The organism is Kluyvera huaxiensis (assembly GCF_040149365.1).
Classification (GTDB): Bacteria; Pseudomonadota; Gammaproteobacteria; order Enterobacterales; family Enterobacteriaceae; genus Kluyvera; species Kluyvera intermedia_A.
In genome coordinates, this window is record NZ_JBEFLV010000014.1 from 101,194 (window position 1) to 120,013 (window position 18,820).

Below are 18,820 nucleotides of genomic sequence, written 5' to 3' on the forward strand. Positions count from 1 at the left end.
CCCGCCTGCTTGCGATTAGCGATACGATGCGGTCAGGTTGGCCATCATCGTAATGTGCGCGTCATCGTCGTTCAGCGCCGGAATGTATTCATATTTCTGCCCGCCCGCCTCGAGGAATACTTCGCGGTTTTGTACCGCAATCTCTTCGAGCGTTTCCAGACAATCCGCGGAGAAGCCAGGGCACATCACCTGAATGTGCTTCACCCCTTTTTCACCGAGCATTTTCAGCGTCTCGTCGGTGTACGGTGTCAGCCACGGCTCGCGACCAAAGCGCGATTGATAGGTCATCATCACTCTATCGGGCGAGATGCCTAACGCAGAAACTAACTCGCGGGTGGTGTCGCGGCAACGCTGCGGGTAGTCATCCCCTTCATTGGCGTAACGCTGGGGAATGCCGTGGTAGGAAAGCAGCAGCACTTCCGGTTCGCCGTGGCGTTCAAACGAGGCGCGCGCGCTGGCGGCCAGCGCCTGAATGTAGTCGTGGTTGGTCGCATAGTCACGAATAAACGACACGCTGGGGATCGCGCGCTTGGTCGCCAGAATGCGTGCCAGTTCGTCCCACACCGCCGCAACGGTAGAGCAAGAGTACTGAGGATAGAGCGGCAGAACGATCAGTTGGTCAACGCCCTGCGCTAGCAGCTCATCTACCGCGCTTTGCAGCGACGGCGTGCCATAGCTCATCCCTAATACCACCGGGACTTCCGGCAAACGCGCGGCCAATGCACGTTGCTGTCGGCGGCTGTAAACCATCAGCGGCGAACCCTCTTCCATCCATACGGATTGATACAGTTTCGCCACGCGCGGGGCGCGAATGGGCAGGATCACGCCGCGCAGTAACGGCCACCAGAGCAGTCGCGGGGTATCGACAACGCGTCGGTCGCTAAGAAATTGCAGCAGGTAACGTTTAATTGCGCCCGGCGTCGGCGCGTCAGGGGTGCCGAGGTTAACCAGCAGAATACCGGGTTTCTTATGATGCATTACCGCCTCTTATCGATTCAAATTGTTGATAATTGTAGCGGAAAAGGGGGAAGAAAAACTAATTGCTGTAAGAGGTGGTGTGAGAATTTGCCGGATGGCACTGCACTTATCAGACCTACAGGATAATCAATAGGCCTGATAAGACGTTTACGCCGCCATCCAGCACGCAACGTGCGAGATGGCGTGAAACATTAACCGAGGATTTTCGCCAGTTCAGCGCGTACGTCGGCTACGGCTTTGGTGCCGTCAACTTTCGCGTACTTGGTGTTACCCGCCTGCGCTTCTTTGGAGTAGTAACCGATAAGCGGAGCAGTCATCTGATGGTATTCAACCAGACGTTTACGCACGGTTTCTTCCTGATCGTCTTTACGGGTGCTCAGCTCTTCGCCGGTCACATCATCTTTGCCTTCAACCTTAGGCGGGTTGAATTTGATGTGGTAAACACGGCCAGATGCCGCGTGAACGCGACGACCAATGATACGGTCAACGATCAGTTCATCAGGAACGTCGAATTCCAGAACGTAGTCAACGTTGATACCCGCTTCTTTCATAGCGTCAGCTTGCGGAATAGTACGCGGGAAGCCGTCCAGCAGGAAACCGTTACGGCAGTCTTCCTGGGAGATACGCTCTTTCACCAGCGCGATAACCAGTTCATCAGTAACCAGTTTGCCCGCGTCCATGATGTCTTTAGCTTGTTTGCCCAGCTCGCTGCCAGATTTCACCGCGGCACGCAGCATGTCACCGGTGGAAATTTGCGGAATGCCATATTTCTCCATGATGAACTGTGCCTGAGTTCCTTTCCCCGCGCCCGGAGCGCCAAGCAGAATGATACGCATTGCGAAAATCCCCTCAAAGGTTATCAATATTTTTAAAAAGCGCTAAAAGATACCATCAGAACGGCGATGGCTCAAGGAAGGAGGGTTGGCTGAAACGGTTAATGGTACGATATTTTACCCAACGTGCGGTTTGGTGCCCTCCCCCGGTGGGAGAGGGCTGGTACCCATTATGACCATTTGCACAATCGGTCCCCTCTCCCGATGGGAGAGGGTTAGGGTAAGGGCCTGTCTTATCAGGACACCAGCAGCTGGTTCATGCGGCGAATAAACTGGTTAGGATCTTCCAGCGTACCGCGCTCAGCGAACAGTGCCTGATCGAGCAGCAGCTCAACCCACTCTTTAAACTGCCCTTCGTCCTGAGTATCGGCGGTGCGTTTCACCAGCACGTGATCCGGGTTCAGTTCAAAGATGTACTTCACTTCCGGCGCGGCCTGGCCCGCAGCGGCAAACAGTTTTGCCATCTGGGTGCTCATGTCGTCCGCATCGGTGGTCACGATAGCCGGGGTATCGGTCAGACGGTGAGTCAGACGTACCTCTTTCACGCGATCGCCCAGCAGCGTTTTCACGCGCTCAACGAACGGCGTCAGCGCTTTTTCCGCTTCTTTCGCGCTTTCGTCAACGTCGTCCGCCAGCTTGTCGATAGATTCATCGGCTTTGGCTACGGACTGGAACACCTTGCCGTCGAACTCGGTCAGGTAGTTCATCATCCACTCATCGATGCGGTCAGAAAGCAGCAGCACTTCGATGCCTTTCTTACGCAGCAGCTCCAGATGCGGGCTGCTCTTCGCCGCGGCATAGCTGTCGGCGGTGATGTAGTAAATCTTCTCCTGCCCTTCTTTCATGCGCGAAACGTAGTCGGCCAGCGACACGGTCTGCTCAGAAGAGTCGGTATGAGTCGACGCGAAGCGCAGCAATTTAGCAATTGCTTCCTGGTTGCCGTTGTCTTCTGCCGGGCCTTCTTTCAATACCAGACCGAACTGTTTCCAGAAGGTCAGATATTTCTCTGCATCGTCTTTGGCCAGTTTATCCAGCATCTGCAGTACACGCTTGGTCAGCGCATTACGCAGGTTACGAGTAACCGTGCTGTCCTGCAGAATTTCACGCGACACGTTCAGCGGCAGATCGTTGGAATCTATCAGGCCACGAACGAAACGCAGGTAGTTCGGCATGAACTGCTCAGCATCGTCCATGATGAACACGCGCTGCACGTACAGCTTCAGGCCGTGCTTGTGATCGCGGTTCCACATGTCCCATGGCGCCTGCGATGGAATGTACAGCAGGCTGGTGTATTCCTGCTTACCTTCCACACGGTTGTGGCTCCAGGTCAGCGGATCAGTAAAGTCATGGGCGATGTGCTTGTAGAACTCTTTGTATTCGTCGTCGTTAAGCTCAGCTTTATTACGCGTCCACAGCGCCTGCGCCTTGTTGATTTTCTCCCAGGAGACAACGGTTTCACCGTCTTTTTCTTCCTGTTTTTCAATCTCTACCGGCAGCGCAATATGGTCGGAATATTTGCTGATAACAGAACGCACGCGCCAGTCGTCGAGGAAATCGTCCTCGCCTTCGCGCAGGTGCAGGGTAATTTCAGTCCCGCGATCGGCTTTGGTGATATCGGCAACGGTATACTCGCCTTCACCTTCGGATTCCCAGAACACGCCGTTTTCCGGCTTGTCGCCCGCCGCGCGAGTACGCACGGTGACTTTATCCGCCACGATAAACGCCGAGTAGAAGCCCACGCCGAACTGGCCGATAAGCTGGCTGTCTTTAGCCTGATCGGAGCCCATGGACTCGAGGAACGCTTTGGTGCCGGACTTGGCGATAGTCCCGAGGTGATCGATAACCTCGTCGCGGTTCATACCAATGCCGTTATCGGCAATGGTCAACGTACGCTTATCTTTATCGAAGGAGACGCGGACGCGCAGTTCGCCGTCACCTTCATACAGATCCGGCGTCGACAGCGCACGAAAACGCAGTTTGTCCGCCGCATCCGATGCGTTAGAGATAAGCTCACGCAGGAAGATTTCTTTATTGGAATACAGAGAATGGATCATCAGATGCAGAAGTTGTTTTACTTCTGACTGAAAGCCACGGGTTTCTTGTCCTTTCATTGCAAAATACCTCAATGCTGATTACAAGGTAAAAAAAAGCGATGAGAGGAAAATGGGGATGGAGGAGAGAGATTTCAAGCGAGAGCAGAAAATCCTGCTCTCGATTGATTAAAAACGAATCTTATGGCGCCCGGCCAGGGAGTGCGACAGCGTGGTGCCATCGACCATCTCCAGCTCGCCGCCAACCGGCACGCCGTGGGCGATACGGCTGGCTTCAACGCCTGCCTGTGCGCACAGTTCGGCGATATAGTTGGCGGTTGCCTCCCCTTCCACCGTCGGGTTGGTGGCGAGGATAACCTCGGTGAGCTGCTCCGTTTCCAGACGCTGCTCAAGTCGGTCAAGTCCGATATCGTCCGGGCCGATGCCGTCCAGCGGCGAGAGGTGGCCCATCAGCACGAAGTAGCGGCCAGAGAATTGCCCGGTTTGCTCAATGGCGTAGATGTCCGCAGGACTCTCCACCACGCAAATCTGACCATTCTCCTGGCGACGCGGGTTCGAGCAGATGTTGCACACCTCCTGCTCGGTGAAGGTGCGGCAATCGGCGCAGTGGCCGATTTCCGACATCGCGCGCGTTAATGCCTGCGCCAGACGCATCCCGCCGCTGCGGTCACGCTGCAGCAGGGTAAACGCCATGCGCTGCGCTGACTTCGGGCCAACGCCCGGCAGACAGCGCAGTGCTTCCATCAGCTGAGTTAACAGCGGACTGGTTTGCATCAGAATGGCATCTTAAAGCCTGGCGGCAGCTGCATACCGGAGGAAACGGAAGCCATTTTCTCTTTCTGCGTTTCGTCGATACGACGTGCTGCATCGTTGAAGGCCGCAGCCACCAGATCTTCCAGCATGTCTTTGTCGTCTTCCAACAGGCTTGGGTCGATTTCAACGCGACGGCAGTTATGCGCGCCGTTGATGGTCACTTTAACCAGACCTGCGCCAGACTCGCCGGTCACTTCCAGCTGAGCGATTTCTTCCTGCATTTTCTGCATTTTGTCTTGCATCTGCTGGGCCTGTTTCATCAGGTTACCCAGACCGCCTTTACCACCAAACATAGGCTTCTCTCTCAATAAGTCACGTTAAAGGATGACAATCGTGAGCCAGGCTCACAATCAAATGGGGCGAATACTCTCTTCATCCAAATCCGCATCGAAGAATCGACGCAGAGTCTGAATGTTATTATCCGCGATAATTGACTCGCGCGCCTGCGCAAGCTTCTCTTCGTAAATGGCCTGTCGCCACTCCAGCGGCGTACGCACCGCCGGATTATCATCTTCCACGATGGTCAATTCAACAGGTGCACCGTATAAAGTGCTCATCGCTTCGGCCAGCTTCTGTAGCGCACCGGGCGAATTCAGATGCCGCTGCGTCGGACGCAGATGCAGGCACACCGTTTGACCATCTTGTTCTTTCCACGCGTTCAGCGCGACCTGCTCAACCAGCTTCGGCAGCGCCATCTGGCTGACCTGCGCCGCCCATTCGTCGCGCTCAATAGCCTCTGCCATCAGCTTCTGCGCCAGTTCAGGCGTCTTTTCGTGCTCCAGCGCTTTCTTTAGCGCCTTCGGCGTCGCGACTTCCTCTTTTTTCACCTCTGCGGCAGGCGTCGTCGCTTTCCAGCGATAGGCTTCTTTCTTCGCCGCAGGCTGAGTTTGCGCCGATGAAGCCGGGCGCGCCTGAACGCGCTCGGATACCGATGCCAGTCTTTCCAGCGCAGCGTTATTCACCGGCCGCGCGCGGGAAGCGGCTGCCGGTTCACTCTTTTTTGGTTGGGTTGCTCCCTGGCTGCCCTGCTGTAGCTGGCGACGTGCGGCCAACACCTGATTGGTCGCATCAGGCAGCGAAGCCGACGGTGGCGGCGTCACGGGAGCAGAAGTTGGCATCGATGGCGGCTGTTGCGTTACCGGGGCGCTGACCGGCGCAAAGGTCTGCGGCGGCGCTTGCGGCTCGGGTAGCGGCGCATTCGGGTGGAATGCCAGCGCGCGCAGCAGCGTCATCTCAATGCCCATGCGGCGATCCGGAGCATACGGCAATTCTTTACGGCCAATCAGCAGCGTCTGGTAGTAAAGCTGAACGTCGGTCGGCGGTACCGTCCGCGCCAGGTTACGCATGCGCTGTTCAATCGCCGCCATGTCGCTGCCCAGCGCCGCAGGCGACAGCTGAACCATCGCAATCCGGTGCAGCAGGCTTTGCATTTCGACCAATAGCGCTTCCCAGTCAACGCCGCGCAGCGCGGCATCGTTGACCAGTTCCATGACCCGCTCACCGTTAGCCGCGACCAACGCTTCAATCAGCGACAGCGCCTGATCGTCGTCAAGTGTGCCGAGCATTTCGCTTACTGATGTTGTGGTGAGCTGGCCTTCACCGCTGGCAATCGCCTGATCGGTCAGACTCAGCGCATCACGCAGGCTGCCGTCCGCCGCGCGGGCCAGCAGTTGCAGGGCGCGAGGCTCGTGGCTGATATGCTCTTCATCAAGGATGTGCTCCAGCTGATGGCGAATCTGTTCAACGTCCAGCGCCTTCAGGTGGAACTGCAGGCAGCGTGACAAAATCGTCACCGGCAGCTTTTGCGGATCGGTGGTTGCCAGCAGGAATTTGACGTGCGCAGGCGGCTCTTCCAGCGTCTTCAGCAAAGCATTAAAGCTGTGACGGGAAAGCATGTGCACTTCATCGATCAGATAGACCTTAAAACGGCCGCGCGCGGGCGCATACTGGACGTTATCCAGCAGGTCGCGAGTATCTTCGACTTTGGTTCGCGAGGCGGCATCGATCTCAATCAGATCGACAAAGCGGCCCTGTTCGATTTCCCGGCAATTATCGCAGACGCCGCACGGCGTCGCGGTGATGCCAGTTTCGCAATTGAGTCCTTTCGCCAGTAAACGGGCGATAGACGTTTTCCCCACACCACGGGTGCCGGAAAAGAGATATGCGTGATGAATGCGCCCTAACGATAAGCCATTCGCCAGTGCGGTCAGCACATGTTCCTGGCCGACGACGTCAGCAAAGGTTTGTGGGCGCCATTTTCGGGCTAAGACCTGATAACTCATTGGCTGGCTCTGAAACGCTGGAAGGTGGATTCTGGAAGGGGTAATGCTATCACAGCCCCGCCAGATCGGCGAGGCTATGTATCGGGAAATGCTTAGTGACCCGGGAAATTCACCAGGCTATAGCTGGTGATGCCCTGTTTTTCGAGGCGCTGCTCGCCGCCGAGATCGAACAGGTTGATGATGAATGCCGCATCGTGCACTTCACCACCCAGACGACGAATCAGCTTCACCGTCGCTTCGATAGTGCCACCGGTCGCCAGCAGATCGTCAACTACCAGCACTTTATCGCCGGCTTTAATTGCATCAACGTGGATTTCCAGCTGATCGGTGCCGTATTCCAGCTCGTAGCTTTCGGCAATCGTTTCACGCGGCAGTTTGCGCGGCTTACGTACCGGGACAAAGCCTACGCCCATCGCCAGTGCAACCGGGGCACCAAACAAGAAGCCGCGTGCTTCGGTACCCACCACTTTGGTGATACCGGCATCTTTGTACTTCTCAACCAGCAATTCAATGCTGAGCGCGTAGGCTTTCGGGTCTTCCAGTAAGCTGGTGACATCGCGGAAAAGAATGCCTGGTTTCGGATAATCCTCGATGCTCTGGATGCTGTTCTTCAGATATTCAAGCTGCTGTGCAGTAGCGGTCATAGGTTTGTGCCTAATTAAAACAGTGTTACTCAAGGCGAGCAAAACGGGTTAAAAATTGCGAATGATTAAATTTTAACCGGGCGCGCCTGTGCCCGAAAACGCCAGAATTTACTGGCTAGCCCGTAGAATTGCAACACCATTAATGCGGTTCACGACTTTTGTTGTTCTGCATCAACCACCGGGATCCGCCACATGAAAATTAGCAGCGCGCAGAGAATCACCAGCAAAAGTAGGCGAACCCAGAACATATTAACCAACCACAGGGAGAGACCAAAAGTCAGCAAAATCAGCGCAATCGCCCGTGGTTTCGCCCCCGGTGGCATCGCTTTATAGCGCTGCCAGTGGCGCAGATAGCCGCCAAACCATGAGCGATAGAGCAACCAATCATGGAATTTCGGTGACGAACGGGCAAAGCACCAGGCCGCCAGCAGAATAAACGGTGTCGTCGGCAGCAGCGGCAAAACGACGCCAAGGGTGCCAAGGGCTACCGCCAGCCAGCCAATAATGATTAGAATAGTACGCTGCATAATGCGAATCGTTATCAAATGAGTCTGCTAATGTAGCATAGCCGATATGATTAAAACGGAGAACCTGGTGAAAACGGCCCTGCTTTTACAAACGCTGGAACAACAGCTTGCCCGTCTGCAAGCGCGTATCGCGCCGCAGGCCACGCATGCCACGCTGAGCGCCCGTTTCGATCGTCAGCTTTTTCGCACCCGCAGCACGCAAATGCAGGCCTATCTTGACGAAGCGCAGGCAAATTTTCAGGAGCTCAAACATGCCGTTGAACAGCAGCAGCTGCCGCAGGTCGCGTGGCTTGCCGAGCACCTGGCGGGGCAGATTGAAGCCATCAACCGGGAAAGTGAGGCCTGGTCGTTGCGGGTATGGGACAGCGCCTCCCCAGGGCTGCGCCGTTGGCAGCGCAAACGACTGGAAACGCAGGATTTTGAACGTCGCCTGCAGGAGATGAAGCAGCAACGCCAGCAGCAGTATCTCCAGGCCACCACCCTGGACGACCAGCAGCGTCTGGCGCGCGAAATTACCGCCTTTGACGGCCGTATTGCGCGTTGCCAGCAGGCGCTACAGGAAATTGAACGAGTGCTCGCGCGGATGACGCGCTAACAAGGAGAAGCTATGTCGCTGGAAAACGCCCCGGATGACGTCAAACTGGCGGTCGATATTATCGAGCTTCTGGAGAGCAATAATATCGCCCCGGAAATTGTGCTAAGCGCGCTGGAAATCGTACGGCAAGATTATGTTAACAAGCTAAAAAATGCGGAAAACGCCTCGTAAAATACGCAATTGCCAGCTACCTCGCCGTCATCGTCTATGGCAAATTTTCCGTCACCGTATGGAAAAGGCGATGACGGATTATCATGAAAATTTTCTCGGCGACCCCGCACGACGCCATTTTTAAGCAGTTTTTACACCATACGGCGATCGCCCGCGATTTTCTGGAAGCCCACCTTCCCGCTGGCCTCCTGGCACTTTGCGATCTGGAAACGCTGCAACTGACTTCAGGCAGTTTTGTTGAAGAGGATCTACGAGCCAGCTACTCCGATATTCTCTACGCGCTGCAAACCCGCGATGGACCAGGCTATATCTACGTATTAATTGAACATCAAAGCTCCACTGATAAATTGATGGCCTTTCGCCTGATGCGCTATGCCATCGCCGCGATGCAGCGCCATCTCGATGCAGGCCACGAGACATTGCCGCTGGTGATCCCGATGCTTTTTTATCACGGTAGCGCCAGCCCCTGGCCCTATCGCCTGAACTGGACGGAGCTGTTTGCCGATCCCGCGCTGGCAGCCCAACTGTATACGCACGATTTTCCGCTGGTGGATATCACCGTGATTCCCGATGATCAGATCATGACCCACCGCCGGATGGCAATGCTAGAGCTGTTGTTTAAACATATACGTCAGCGCGATCTCGCGACGTTACTCGACCGCCTGGGGGCGCTGCTGATAGAAAATTGGTTAACTGCTCCACAGTTAGCGGCGCTGATTCACTATATGCTGCAGGCGGGCGGCACGCAGCAGCCGGAACAACTCATCGCCAAACTCGCGGAATATTCACCACAGCATAGGGAGCAGCTAATGACCATTGCGGAATGGCTCGCCGAAAAAGGGCGAAAGCAGGGTGTAGTACAAGGAATGGAGAAAGGCGAAGCGCTTGGTCGTCGGGAAGAGGCCGTTAAGATTGCGCGTAACATGTTAAACGCCGGGCTCTCAGTCACTCTGATAACCCAGTTGACCGGCTTAACCGCCGATGATCTCGCCATTCAGACCGAGTAAAAAAGGGCGACATAATGTCGCCCTTTTTCCGTTAATCCGCAATGAGCGGAGTGCCGTCGTTTTTATTGTCCCGCTTCACTTCCGTCACTTCATCGCCCTTTTCATTGTGCAGATGCACTTCCAGCTGGTTAAAGGCAATGTTGATATCGTTTTCGCGGCACAGGCGATCGATGGTGCGGTTCAGCTCATCGACCGTGTAGCTGCGGTCACGTAGTTCGCGGACGTAAAGACGCAGCTCATGATCCAGCGTGCTGGCGCCGAAGGTGGTGAAGAAGACCGACGGCTCCGGATCGTGCATCACTTTTGGATGGCTGGTTGCGGCTTGCAACAGAACCGCTTTCACTTTATCCAAATCCGAACCATAGGCCACGCCGAGGCGGATAACCACGCGGGTAATGGTATCGCTGAGCGACCAGTTGATCAGGCGTTCGGTGACGAAGGCCTTGTTAGGGATAATGACCTCTTTACGGTCAAAATCGGTAATGGTGGTCGCACGAATACGGATCTTACTGACCGTCCCCGAGAAGGTGCCGATGGTCACGGTATCGCCAATACGCACCGGACGCTCAAACAGAATAATCAGGCCGGACACGAAGTTACCGAAGATCTCCTGCAAACCAAAACCAAGACCAACGGACAGCGCGGCGGCCAGCCACTGCAGCTTATCCCACGATACGCCAAGCGAGCCAAAGACGGTCATGGCCCCGACGGCCAGAATGACGTAGTTAAGGATCTGCGTAATCGCGTAGGAGGCCCCCTGACGCATGTTCAGCCGCGAGAGCACCAGCACTTCCAGCAGCCCCGGTAAGTTGCGAATCAGCGCCCAGGCCACCATCGAGGCGATAATCGCAAACAGCAGGCTGCCCATGGTGACGTTTTTCACCACGCTGGCGCCCGCCTCGGTACCGCTGTAATGCCATAGCGTAATGCTGTCGAGATAGCTAAACACGGTGATCAAATCAGACCAAATCGCCCAGAACACCACGCCAAACAGCGCCACCATCACCAGCATGGTGATACGCAGCGTCTGCTGGTTGATTTGTTCCAGAGCGATGGTCGGTTCTTCCTGCGGTTCGGCCCCTTCGGCGCCCTCTTTCACCATGTTCTGACGACGGGCCACCGCACGGCGGTAAGCGATGCGGCGCGCGGCCACGCTCAGGCCACGCAGTACGGTCTGATACAGCAGGTTCCAGAAAATAACCAGATAAACGGTTTCAATCCAGCGGCCAGAAAGACGCAGCGTGGTATAGAAGTACCCGGTGGCGGTGAGCACCATCAGCCCCACCGGAACCAGCGACAGCACCGTGACGGTGAGCAGACGCAGGCTGTGCGACTCTTTGTCTCGCCAGCTTTCACGACACATCGGCCACGCCAGAATCGCGATAACCAGCAGGTTCAGTAGAATAACAAACTGCCCCAGCACGTCATCCATCAGGTTCAGCGGCGAAAGCTCAGACACCACGGACCAGAAGTGCAGCGGCAGCAGCGCGAGGCTGATACGGACAATCTGACGTCTCCAATGGCTAGTCAACTGTTCCGGCATATTGAAGTGGCGCACGGCCACGCCATTTTTCTCCAGTACCTTCCAGCACAGGCCAAAGACCAGCCAGAAGATTGCCAGCTTTTTACAAAATGCCCACAGCAGTACGCTGATATTCAGCTGCATCGTCAGCAGCACCAGGCCTACCGCCAGAATCAGCAGTACCACCGGCAAGGCGCGGATGAGATCGATCAAAATCGCTTTTGGCGTGTGCAGTTGACTGTCATTGCGCAGGTTACCAACCTGATCGCCAAGCTTATTCTGATAATCACGCAGCCACTGCAGCCGCCAGCGAATCAGCCCGGCAATCAGCAGCAGCGGTAGACCGGCGAGGAAAGCAATAAATACCGCTGGCCACGCCTTCTCCCAGTTCACGGTAATTTTCATTGCCTTAAACTGGTCTTTCAACGCACCAGGGAAGGATTTAATCCAATCCCAGTCCATCGGTCTGTTGCTGTTCACCCAGAAGATTTGCTGAGTCAGAATGGATTTCAAACTTTTCGACACGCTCATCAACTGCTGCTGATTGATTTGCAGGTTGATAGCCATCATCAGCTGGTTGCCGAGCTGTTTGTTGATAAGGTCGAGCATTTCGCGGCGCGCATCCACAATCTGCAGCAGCGCATCATGAACTTCACTATCCACTTCGCTGCTGTGACCTTCTTCCAGCTTGGCGACAAACTCGTCGCTCTGGAACAGCGCATCACGCTGCTGGTTGATTTCAAATTGCTCAAGCCGCAGGTCGGCAATGCGCGTGGTCATATCTTCCAGCTCGTCCGCCGACGGCAGCGTCTGCTGCTGCTGGTAGAGAATACGTGAAAGCAGCAGACTGCCTTTGAGTACGGCGATTTGCTCTTTGACGTTGCTTTCCGATTGCAGCGCGCGATCAAGCCAGGTTTTGACCCGGATATTTTGCTGCACCAGTTGGTTGCCGCTTTCGGTGGCGGTAATCAGCTTCTGGCTCAGCTGATGGTTAATTTCCAGCTCCTGTTTAACCAGCGGGTTCCCCTGAATACGCGCGGTTTCTTCAGGCGAAGCGGTCTCCGCAGCGGTTTTTTCCGACAGCAGCAGACGCTTGCTGTTAACCGCTTCTTGCAGCAGCTGGAGTTGATGTTCAAGGCGGGTACTGTAGGCGGTCACGTAATCACGCTGCTTTTGCAGGGTATCCTGAAGCACCGTGTTGCCCGCAAGGCTTTTACGCTGGAACTCGATTTCAGCATCAAGCAGCGTTTTTTGCACCTGCATCATCGCCTGCTGAGTTGGGCGCAGCGTATCGCCGACGGTGGTACCGTTCAGGCTATTACGCACCTGCAATAGCTGTTGCGACGCAGAATTCATGGCGTTCTGCACGCGTTCCGGCTGCGTTTGCAGCGACACCAGTTGACTGTTGTAGGTGGCCAGATCGTTTTGCGCATTTTGCAGGTCGTCAACGGCCTGCGACACGCGCGCTTCAAGTTGACGAAGCGACAGCGTACTCAGCGTCTTGCGCGTCTCGTCGTCATTATCGACGTCGCTCAGCGCATTCAGATTCTCGGTCGCCTGACGCAGCTTAGCTGGTGCTTGATCCACCTGCTTTTGCAGCTGTGTGGATTCATCCTTCACGCGGTCGATTTTATCCAGCAGCTGGAGCGTTTCGCTCAGGTCCTGTAGCACCAGCTTATCCTGAGGCGTCAGGTCTTTCTTATTATTAAGGGTATTAAGCTGATCCTGAACATCAGCGCGGTCAGGAATATCATTATTGTTTAGCGCGCGAGCTTGCACCGCGGCAATAGAAAAGAAAAAGCAGACAGCAACAATGAAAAATGCAGAGATCGTGGCCCGTGGGCGGATGTTACGCAGCATAATGTTAACACAAGTAGTGGTTAAAGCCGGCAGTAAGCCGGAGGTAAATACCTGTGCAGAATAGCACTTTAGATTACGGGCGAATAGCCGGGAACACCAGGATTCTTCCGGGTCAATAACGCGTAGTTAAACGTCCATTTCCCCACGCAGCGTTGGGCAAAACTGATACATTTCTATCAGAACAGCAACATAGGCTCGTGCCTCTGCCCTGAGATCAAACGAGGTCGGCGCAAACAGCCAGTTTTCCATCAGCCCGGAGATATAACTGCGGGTTAAAATAGCCGCCCGGCGACTTAATAAATTAGCCGGTAAGGCATTTGCTATCACGCAGTCATTTAACGCTTGTTCAATCCTATCGTAACTTTCTATGCATAAATTAAGCTGTGCCTGTTGCACAACCGCCATTTCACCGACAAACTCACACTTGTGAAAGATAATCTCCATCATCAAGCGTCGGCGTTCTTCAATCACGGTTGCTTCCAGGATGTAAACAAGGATTTCCCTTAAAACTGAGAGTGGATCGTCCGGGAATTTTACCCGATACTCAATTTCAAGATCGCTGATGCTGGATTCTGATAACGCCCAGATTTCGTTAAAGAGATCCGACTTATTCTTGAAGTGCCAGTAAATGGCACCGCGCGTCACCCCGGCCGCTTTTGCAATCTCGGCCAGTGAAGTGGATGATACCCCCTGCTGTGAGAATAACCGTAGGGCAACATCCAGGATATGTTGACGCGTTTCTCGCGCTTGTTCTTTGGTTTTTCGTGCCATAGGTCGGTGAAATTGCAGAGGTTAGATTTACATACATTTATGAATGTATGTACCATAGTATGACGATAATACAAACGCAACAATGGGTTTGTGGACGTTTGCTCCATTGATCAATTTGAAATCGGACACTCGAGGTTTACATATGAACAAAAACAGAGGGTTAACGCCTCTGGCGGTCGTTCTGATGCTCTCAGGCAGCTTAGCGCTAACAGGATGTGACGACAAACCAGCTCAGCAAGGAGCACAACACGCGCCAGAAGTTGGCGTAGTGACGCTCAAATCTGAACCTCTTGTAATCACGACGGAATTACCAGGCCGCACAAACGCATTCCGCGTAGCGGAAGTTCGTCCGCAGGTCAGCGGTATTATTCTGAAGCGTAACTTTACCGAGGGTGGCGACATCACCGCGGGCGAGTCGCTCTATCAGATTGATCCAGCCACCTACCAGGCGGCTTATGAAAGCGCGAAAGGCGATTTAGCGAAGGCGCAGGCTGCAGCCAATATCGCGAAGTTGACCGTTAACCGTTATTCAAAACTGCTTGGCACTCAGTACATTAGCCGTCAGGACTATGACACCGCTGTGGCTGATGCGCAGCAGGCCAATGCTGCGGTCATCGCTGCGAAAGCCGCTGTTGAAACGGCTCGTATTAACCTGGCTTATACCAAAGTGACTTCGCCTATCAGCGGGCGCATTGGTAAATCCAACGTGACCGAAGGTGCACTGGTGCAAAACGGCCAGGCTACCGCGCTGGCAACCGTTCAGCAGTTAGACCCTATCTACGTTGACGTAACCCAATCCAGCAACGACTTTTTACGTCTGAAGCAAGAGCTGATGGACGGCAAGCTGAAGCAGGAAAACGGTAAAGCGAAAGTCGATCTGGTGACCAACGACGGCATCAAATATCCGCAGAGCGGCACCTTAGAATTCTCTGACGTCACCGTTGATCAGACCACCGGCTCTATCACGCTGCGTGCCGTCTTCCCGAACCCGGATCACTCGCTGTTACCTGGCATGTTTGTTCGCGCTCGTCTGGAAGAAGGGACTAACCCGAATGCGCTGCTAGTTCCGCAACAGGGCGTAACTCGTACGCCACGTGGCGATGCGACTGCGCTGGTGGTAGGTGAAGGCGATAAAGTCGAAACCCGCCAGATCGTTGCAACACAGGCCATTGGCGATAAATGGCTGGTGACTGATGGTTTGAAAGATGGCGATCACGTGATTATCACCGGTCTGCAAAAAGTGAAGCCGGGCGCGCAGGTTAAAGCCCAGGAAGTCACTTCTGACGCTAAACAGCCGGCCGCAGCTGGCGCAGCTCCGTCAGAACAAACCAAGTCTTAACTTAAACAGGAGCCGTTAAGACATGCCTAATTTCTTTATCGATCGCCCCATATTTGCGTGGGTGATCGCCATTATTATCATGCTGGCTGGGGGGCTATCGATCCTCAAGTTGCCGGTAGCGCAATATCCGACGATTGCGCCGCCTGCAATTTCGATAACAGCCATGTACCCCGGTGCTGACGCCGAAACGGTGCAGAACACAGTAACTCAGGTTATCGAACAGAACATGAACGGTATCGATCACCTGATGTACATGTCCTCCAACGGCGACTCCACCGGTACTGCAACCATTACCCTGACCTTCGAATCCGGTACCGATCCGGATATCGCTCAGGTTCAGGTGCAAAACAAACTCGCACTGGCAACGCCACTTCTGCCGCAGGAAGTTCAGCAGCAGGGTATCAGCGTTGAGAAGGCTTCTAGCAGCTTCCTGATGGTTGTCGGTGTTATCAACACCAACGGCACCATGAACCAGGATGACATTTCTGACTACGTCGCCGCCAACATGAAGGATGCGATTAGCCGTACCAGCGGCGTCGGTGACGTTCAGCTGTTTGGTTCCCAGTACGCGATGCGTATCTGGATGGACCCGAACAAACTGAACAACTTCCAGCTCACGCCGGTCGATGTTATCAGCGCACTGAAAGCACAGAACGCCCAGGTTGCAGCAGGTCAGTTAGGCGGTACGCCGCCGGTTAAAGGCCAGCAGTTGAACGCTTCTATCGTGGCCCAGACTCGTCTGACTAACGTTGACGAGTTCAGCAACATCCTGCTGAAAGTGAATCAGGATGGTTCTCAGGTTCGCCTGCGCGATGTCGCGAAGGTTGAGCTGGGCGGTGAAAACTATGACGTTATCGCCAAGTTTAACGGCCAGCCGGCTTCCGGTCTGGGGATTAAACTGGCAACCGGCGCTAACGCCCTGGATACCGCCAACGCGATCCGTGCCGAACTGGCGAAGATGGAGCCCTTCTTCCCATCGGGCCTGAAAATTGTTTACCCGTACGACACCACGCCGTTCGTTAAGATCTCGATTCACGAAGTGGTGAAAACGCTGGTCGAAGCGATTATCCTGGTGTTCCTGGTCATGTACCTGTTCCTGCAAAACTTCCGTGCGACGTTGATTCCAACTATCGCCGTACCGGTAGTACTGCTGGGGACCTTTGCGGTACTTGCCGCCTTCGGGTTCTCGATAAACACCCTAACAATGTTCGGGATGGTGCTCGCCATCGGCCTTCTGGTGGATGACGCCATCGTGGTGGTCGAGAACGTTGAGCGTGTGATGGCCGAAGAGGGTCTGCCGCCAAAAGAAGCGACGCGTAAGTCCATGGGCCAGATTCAGGGCGCACTGGTCGGTATCGCGATGGTTCTGTCAGCGGTATTTATCCCGATGGCCTTCTTCGGTGGCTCCACCGGGGCAATCTACCGCCAGTTCTCCATCACTATCGTTTCGGCGATGGCGCTGTCCGTACTGGTGGCGTTGATTCTGACGCCGGCGCTGTGCGCCACGATGCTCAAGCCAATCCAGAAAGGCAGCCACGGTGCAACCACCGGCTTCTTTGGTTGGTTTAACCGCATGTTTGATAAGAGCACGCACCACTACACCGACAGCGTAGGTAACATCCTGCGCAGCACCGGTCGTTATCTGCTGCTCTATTTGATCATTGTCGTCGGCATGGCGTTCCTGTTCGTTCGTCTGCCAAGCTCGTTCCTGCCGGACGAAGACCAGGGCGTATTCCTCAGCATGGCGCAGCTGCCTGCCGGTGCGACCCAGGAGCGTACGCAGAAAGTGCTGGATGAGATGACCGACTACTATCTCACCAAAGAGAAAGACAACGTTGAATCCGTCTTCGCCGTTAACGGCTTTGGCTTCGCGGGTCGTGGCCAGAACACCGGTATCGCCTTCGTTTCTCTGAAAGACTGGAGCCAGCGTCCGGGCGACGAAAACAAAGTTGAAGCGATTACTGGCCGTGCGATGGGTTACTTCTCGCAGATTAAAGATGCGATGGTGTTCGCCTTTAACCTGCCGGCTATCGTTGAGCTGGGTACCGCAACCGGCTTCGACTTCCAGCTGATTGACCAGGCCGGTTTGGGCCACGAGAAGCTGACTCAGGCGCGTAACCAGCTGTTCGGTATGATTGCCCAGCACCCTGACGTGCTGACCGGCGTTCGTCCTAACGGTCTGGAAGATACGCCGCAGTTCAAAGTCGATATCGATCAGGAAAAAGCACAGGCGCTGGGCGTTTCCATCAGCGACATCAATACCACGCTGGGCACTGCCTGGGGCGGTAGCTACGTCAACGACTTCATCGACCGCGGTCGTGTGAAGAAGGTGTACCTGATGTCCGAAGCGAAATACCGTATGCTGCCGGAAGATATCGGTAACTGGTACGTTCGCGGGAGTAATGGTCAGATGGTACCGTTCTCAGCCTTCTCGACCTCGCGTTGGGAATACGGTTCACCGCGTCTGGAACGTTACAACGGTCTGCCTTCCATGGAGATCCTCGGTCAGGCCGCACCGGGTAAGAGTACCGGTGAAGCGATGAACCTGATGGAAGAGCTGGCGGGTAAACTGCCGACCGGCGTGGGCTATGACTGGACGGGGATGTCCTATCAGGAACGTCTCTCCGGCAACCAGGCCCCTGCCCTGTACGCGATTTCACTGATTGTGGTGTTCTTGTGTCTGGCAGCGCTGTACGAGAGCTGGTCGATTCCGTTCTCCGTTATGCTGGTGGTTCCACTGGGGGTTGTTGGTGCACTGTTAGCCGCCACCTTCCGTGGCCTGACCAACGACGTGTACTTCCAGGTCGGTCTGTTGACCACCATCGGGCTCTCGGCGAAGAACGCCATCTTGATTGTTGAATTTGCCAAAGACCTGATGGATAAAGAAGGTAAAGGCCTGATTGAGGCAACGCTGGAAGCGGTTCGTATGCGTCTGCGTCCAATCCTGATGACCTCACTGGCATTTATCCTCGGTGTTATGCCGCTGGTTATCAGTACCGGTGCAGGCTCCGGTGCACAGAACGCCGTAGGTACTGGCGTAATGGGCGGGATGGTGACAGCAACGGTTCTGGCAATCTTCTTTGTACCGGTGTTCTTTGTGGTCGTACGTCGCCGCTTTAGCCGTAAGAGCGAAGACATTGAGCACAACCATAAAGTTGAGCATCACTAAAAATTTTTAATCCTAAAGGGCCGCGCAAGCGGCCCTTTTTTTATCCCGCTAATCGATTAAACGATGGATAAACATTAAGCGCATTTTTTAATCAATCATAAAAAAGTGTGATATTGTTTTGGTGATTAATATTAAAAATAACGGAACCTGATAAAATCGGAAATTGAGATTTATCTTCAATTTATTTTGAATAAACTTGGCTACCTGCCGCTTCTTTAAGAAATTAAGAATATTCTTATGCGACAGTGTTGGACCTTT

At 54.6% G+C, this 18,820-nt stretch carries 15 protein-coding genes and 1 other annotated feature; of the genes, 5 read left to right on the forward strand and 10 right to left on the reverse strand.

Annotated elements, in window-relative coordinates; all coding sequences use genetic code 11:
- Positions 1-15: 15 nt before the first annotated feature.
- The 8 genes from hemH to ABOC97_RS15435 all read right to left on the reverse strand — a co-directional run bounded on the left by hemH (position 16) and on the right by ABOC97_RS15435 (position 8,128).
- Entirely contained in the window at positions 16-978 is a 963-nt protein-coding gene (gene hemH / locus ABOC97_RS15400; protein WP_349599306.1) for a ferrochelatase, read from the reverse strand.
- Positions 979-1,169: 191 nt separating this feature from the next.
- A complete protein-coding gene (gene adk / locus ABOC97_RS15405) occupies positions 1,170-1,814 on the reverse strand; it encodes an adenylate kinase (protein ID WP_234501950.1) in 645 nt (214 codons plus the stop codon).
- Positions 1,815-2,047: 233 nt separating this feature from the next.
- The gene (gene htpG, locus ABOC97_RS15410; RefSeq protein ID WP_349599309.1) at positions 2,048-3,922 is read right to left on the reverse strand and encodes a molecular chaperone HtpG; all 1,875 of its coding nucleotides are present in this window, start codon (positions 3,920-3,922) and stop codon (positions 2,048-2,050) included.
- Between the two features lie 108 nt (positions 3,923-4,030).
- On the reverse strand, positions 4,031-4,636 hold the full coding sequence (recR, locus tag ABOC97_RS15415; RefSeq protein ID WP_052283814.1) for a recombination mediator RecR: 606 nt from the start codon (positions 4,634-4,636) through the stop codon (positions 4,031-4,033).
- A complete protein-coding gene (locus tag ABOC97_RS15420) occupies positions 4,636-4,968 on the reverse strand; it encodes a YbaB/EbfC family nucleoid-associated protein (protein WP_052283815.1) in 333 nt (110 codons plus the stop codon). The genes recR and ABOC97_RS15420 overlap by 1 nt, the downstream gene beginning before the upstream one ends.
- A gap of 57 nt (positions 4,969-5,025) precedes the next feature.
- On the reverse strand, positions 5,026-6,957 hold the full coding sequence (gene dnaX, locus ABOC97_RS15425) for a DNA polymerase III subunit gamma/tau (protein WP_349599313.1): 1,932 nt from the start codon (positions 6,955-6,957) through the stop codon (positions 5,026-5,028).
- Positions 5,632-5,696: a sequence feature (DnaX frameshifting element), on the reverse strand. It overlaps the preceding gene by 65 nt.
- 92 nt (positions 6,958-7,049) lie before the next feature.
- On the reverse strand, positions 7,050-7,601 hold the full coding sequence (apt, locus tag ABOC97_RS15430) for an adenine phosphoribosyltransferase (protein WP_062773804.1): 552 nt from the start codon (positions 7,599-7,601) through the stop codon (positions 7,050-7,052).
- A 149-nt stretch (positions 7,602-7,750) separates the two neighbouring features.
- Positions 7,751-8,128, reverse strand: coding sequence for a DUF454 family protein (locus ABOC97_RS15435; RefSeq protein WP_349599316.1), 378 nt, complete (start codon positions 8,126-8,128; stop codon positions 7,751-7,753).
- A gap of 67 nt (positions 8,129-8,195) precedes the next feature.
- Here ABOC97_RS15435 and priC point away from each other — a divergent pair, with 67 nt between their 5' ends.
- From priC to ABOC97_RS15450, 3 genes are all read left to right on the forward strand, one after another.
- Positions 8,196-8,723 (forward strand): primosomal replication protein N'', encoded by a 528-nt coding sequence (priC, locus tag ABOC97_RS15440; protein ID WP_349599318.1) that lies wholly within the window; start codon positions 8,196-8,198, stop codon positions 8,721-8,723.
- A gap of 12 nt (positions 8,724-8,735) precedes the next feature.
- Complete coding sequence (rsmS, locus tag ABOC97_RS15445) at positions 8,736-8,894, forward strand: pleiotropic regulatory protein RsmS (RefSeq protein WP_349599321.1); 159 nt, start codon at positions 8,736-8,738, stop codon at positions 8,892-8,894.
- Positions 8,895-8,977: 83 nt separating this feature from the next.
- The gene (locus tag ABOC97_RS15450) at positions 8,978-9,901 is read left to right on the forward strand and encodes an Rpn family recombination-promoting nuclease/putative transposase (protein ID WP_459253829.1); all 924 of its coding nucleotides are present in this window, start codon (positions 8,978-8,980) and stop codon (positions 9,899-9,901) included.
- A gap of 31 nt (positions 9,902-9,932) precedes the next feature.
- Here ABOC97_RS15450 and mscK read toward each other — a convergent pair whose 3' ends face one another.
- Positions 9,933-13,283: a mechanosensitive channel MscK gene (mscK, locus tag ABOC97_RS15455; RefSeq protein WP_349599324.1), complete on the reverse strand. Its 3,351-nt coding sequence runs from the start codon at positions 13,281-13,283 to the stop codon at positions 9,933-9,935.
- Positions 13,284-13,409: 126 nt separating this feature from the next.
- Complete coding sequence (acrR, locus tag ABOC97_RS15460; protein ID WP_349599327.1) at positions 13,410-14,054, reverse strand: multidrug efflux transporter transcriptional repressor AcrR; 645 nt, start codon at positions 14,052-14,054, stop codon at positions 13,410-13,412.
- 142 nt (positions 14,055-14,196) lie between these two features.
- Between acrR and acrA the strand changes: the two genes are divergently transcribed.
- Both acrA and acrB read left to right on the forward strand, forming a co-directional pair.
- Entirely contained in the window at positions 14,197-15,393 is a 1,197-nt protein-coding gene (acrA, locus tag ABOC97_RS15465) for a multidrug efflux RND transporter periplasmic adaptor subunit AcrA (RefSeq protein WP_349599330.1), read from the forward strand.
- Between the two features lie 22 nt (positions 15,394-15,415).
- Positions 15,416-18,562, forward strand: coding sequence for a multidrug efflux RND transporter permease subunit AcrB (gene acrB, locus ABOC97_RS15470; RefSeq protein WP_349599333.1), 3,147 nt, complete (start codon positions 15,416-15,418; stop codon positions 18,560-18,562).
- The last annotated feature ends 258 nt before the right edge of the window (positions 18,563-18,820 follow it).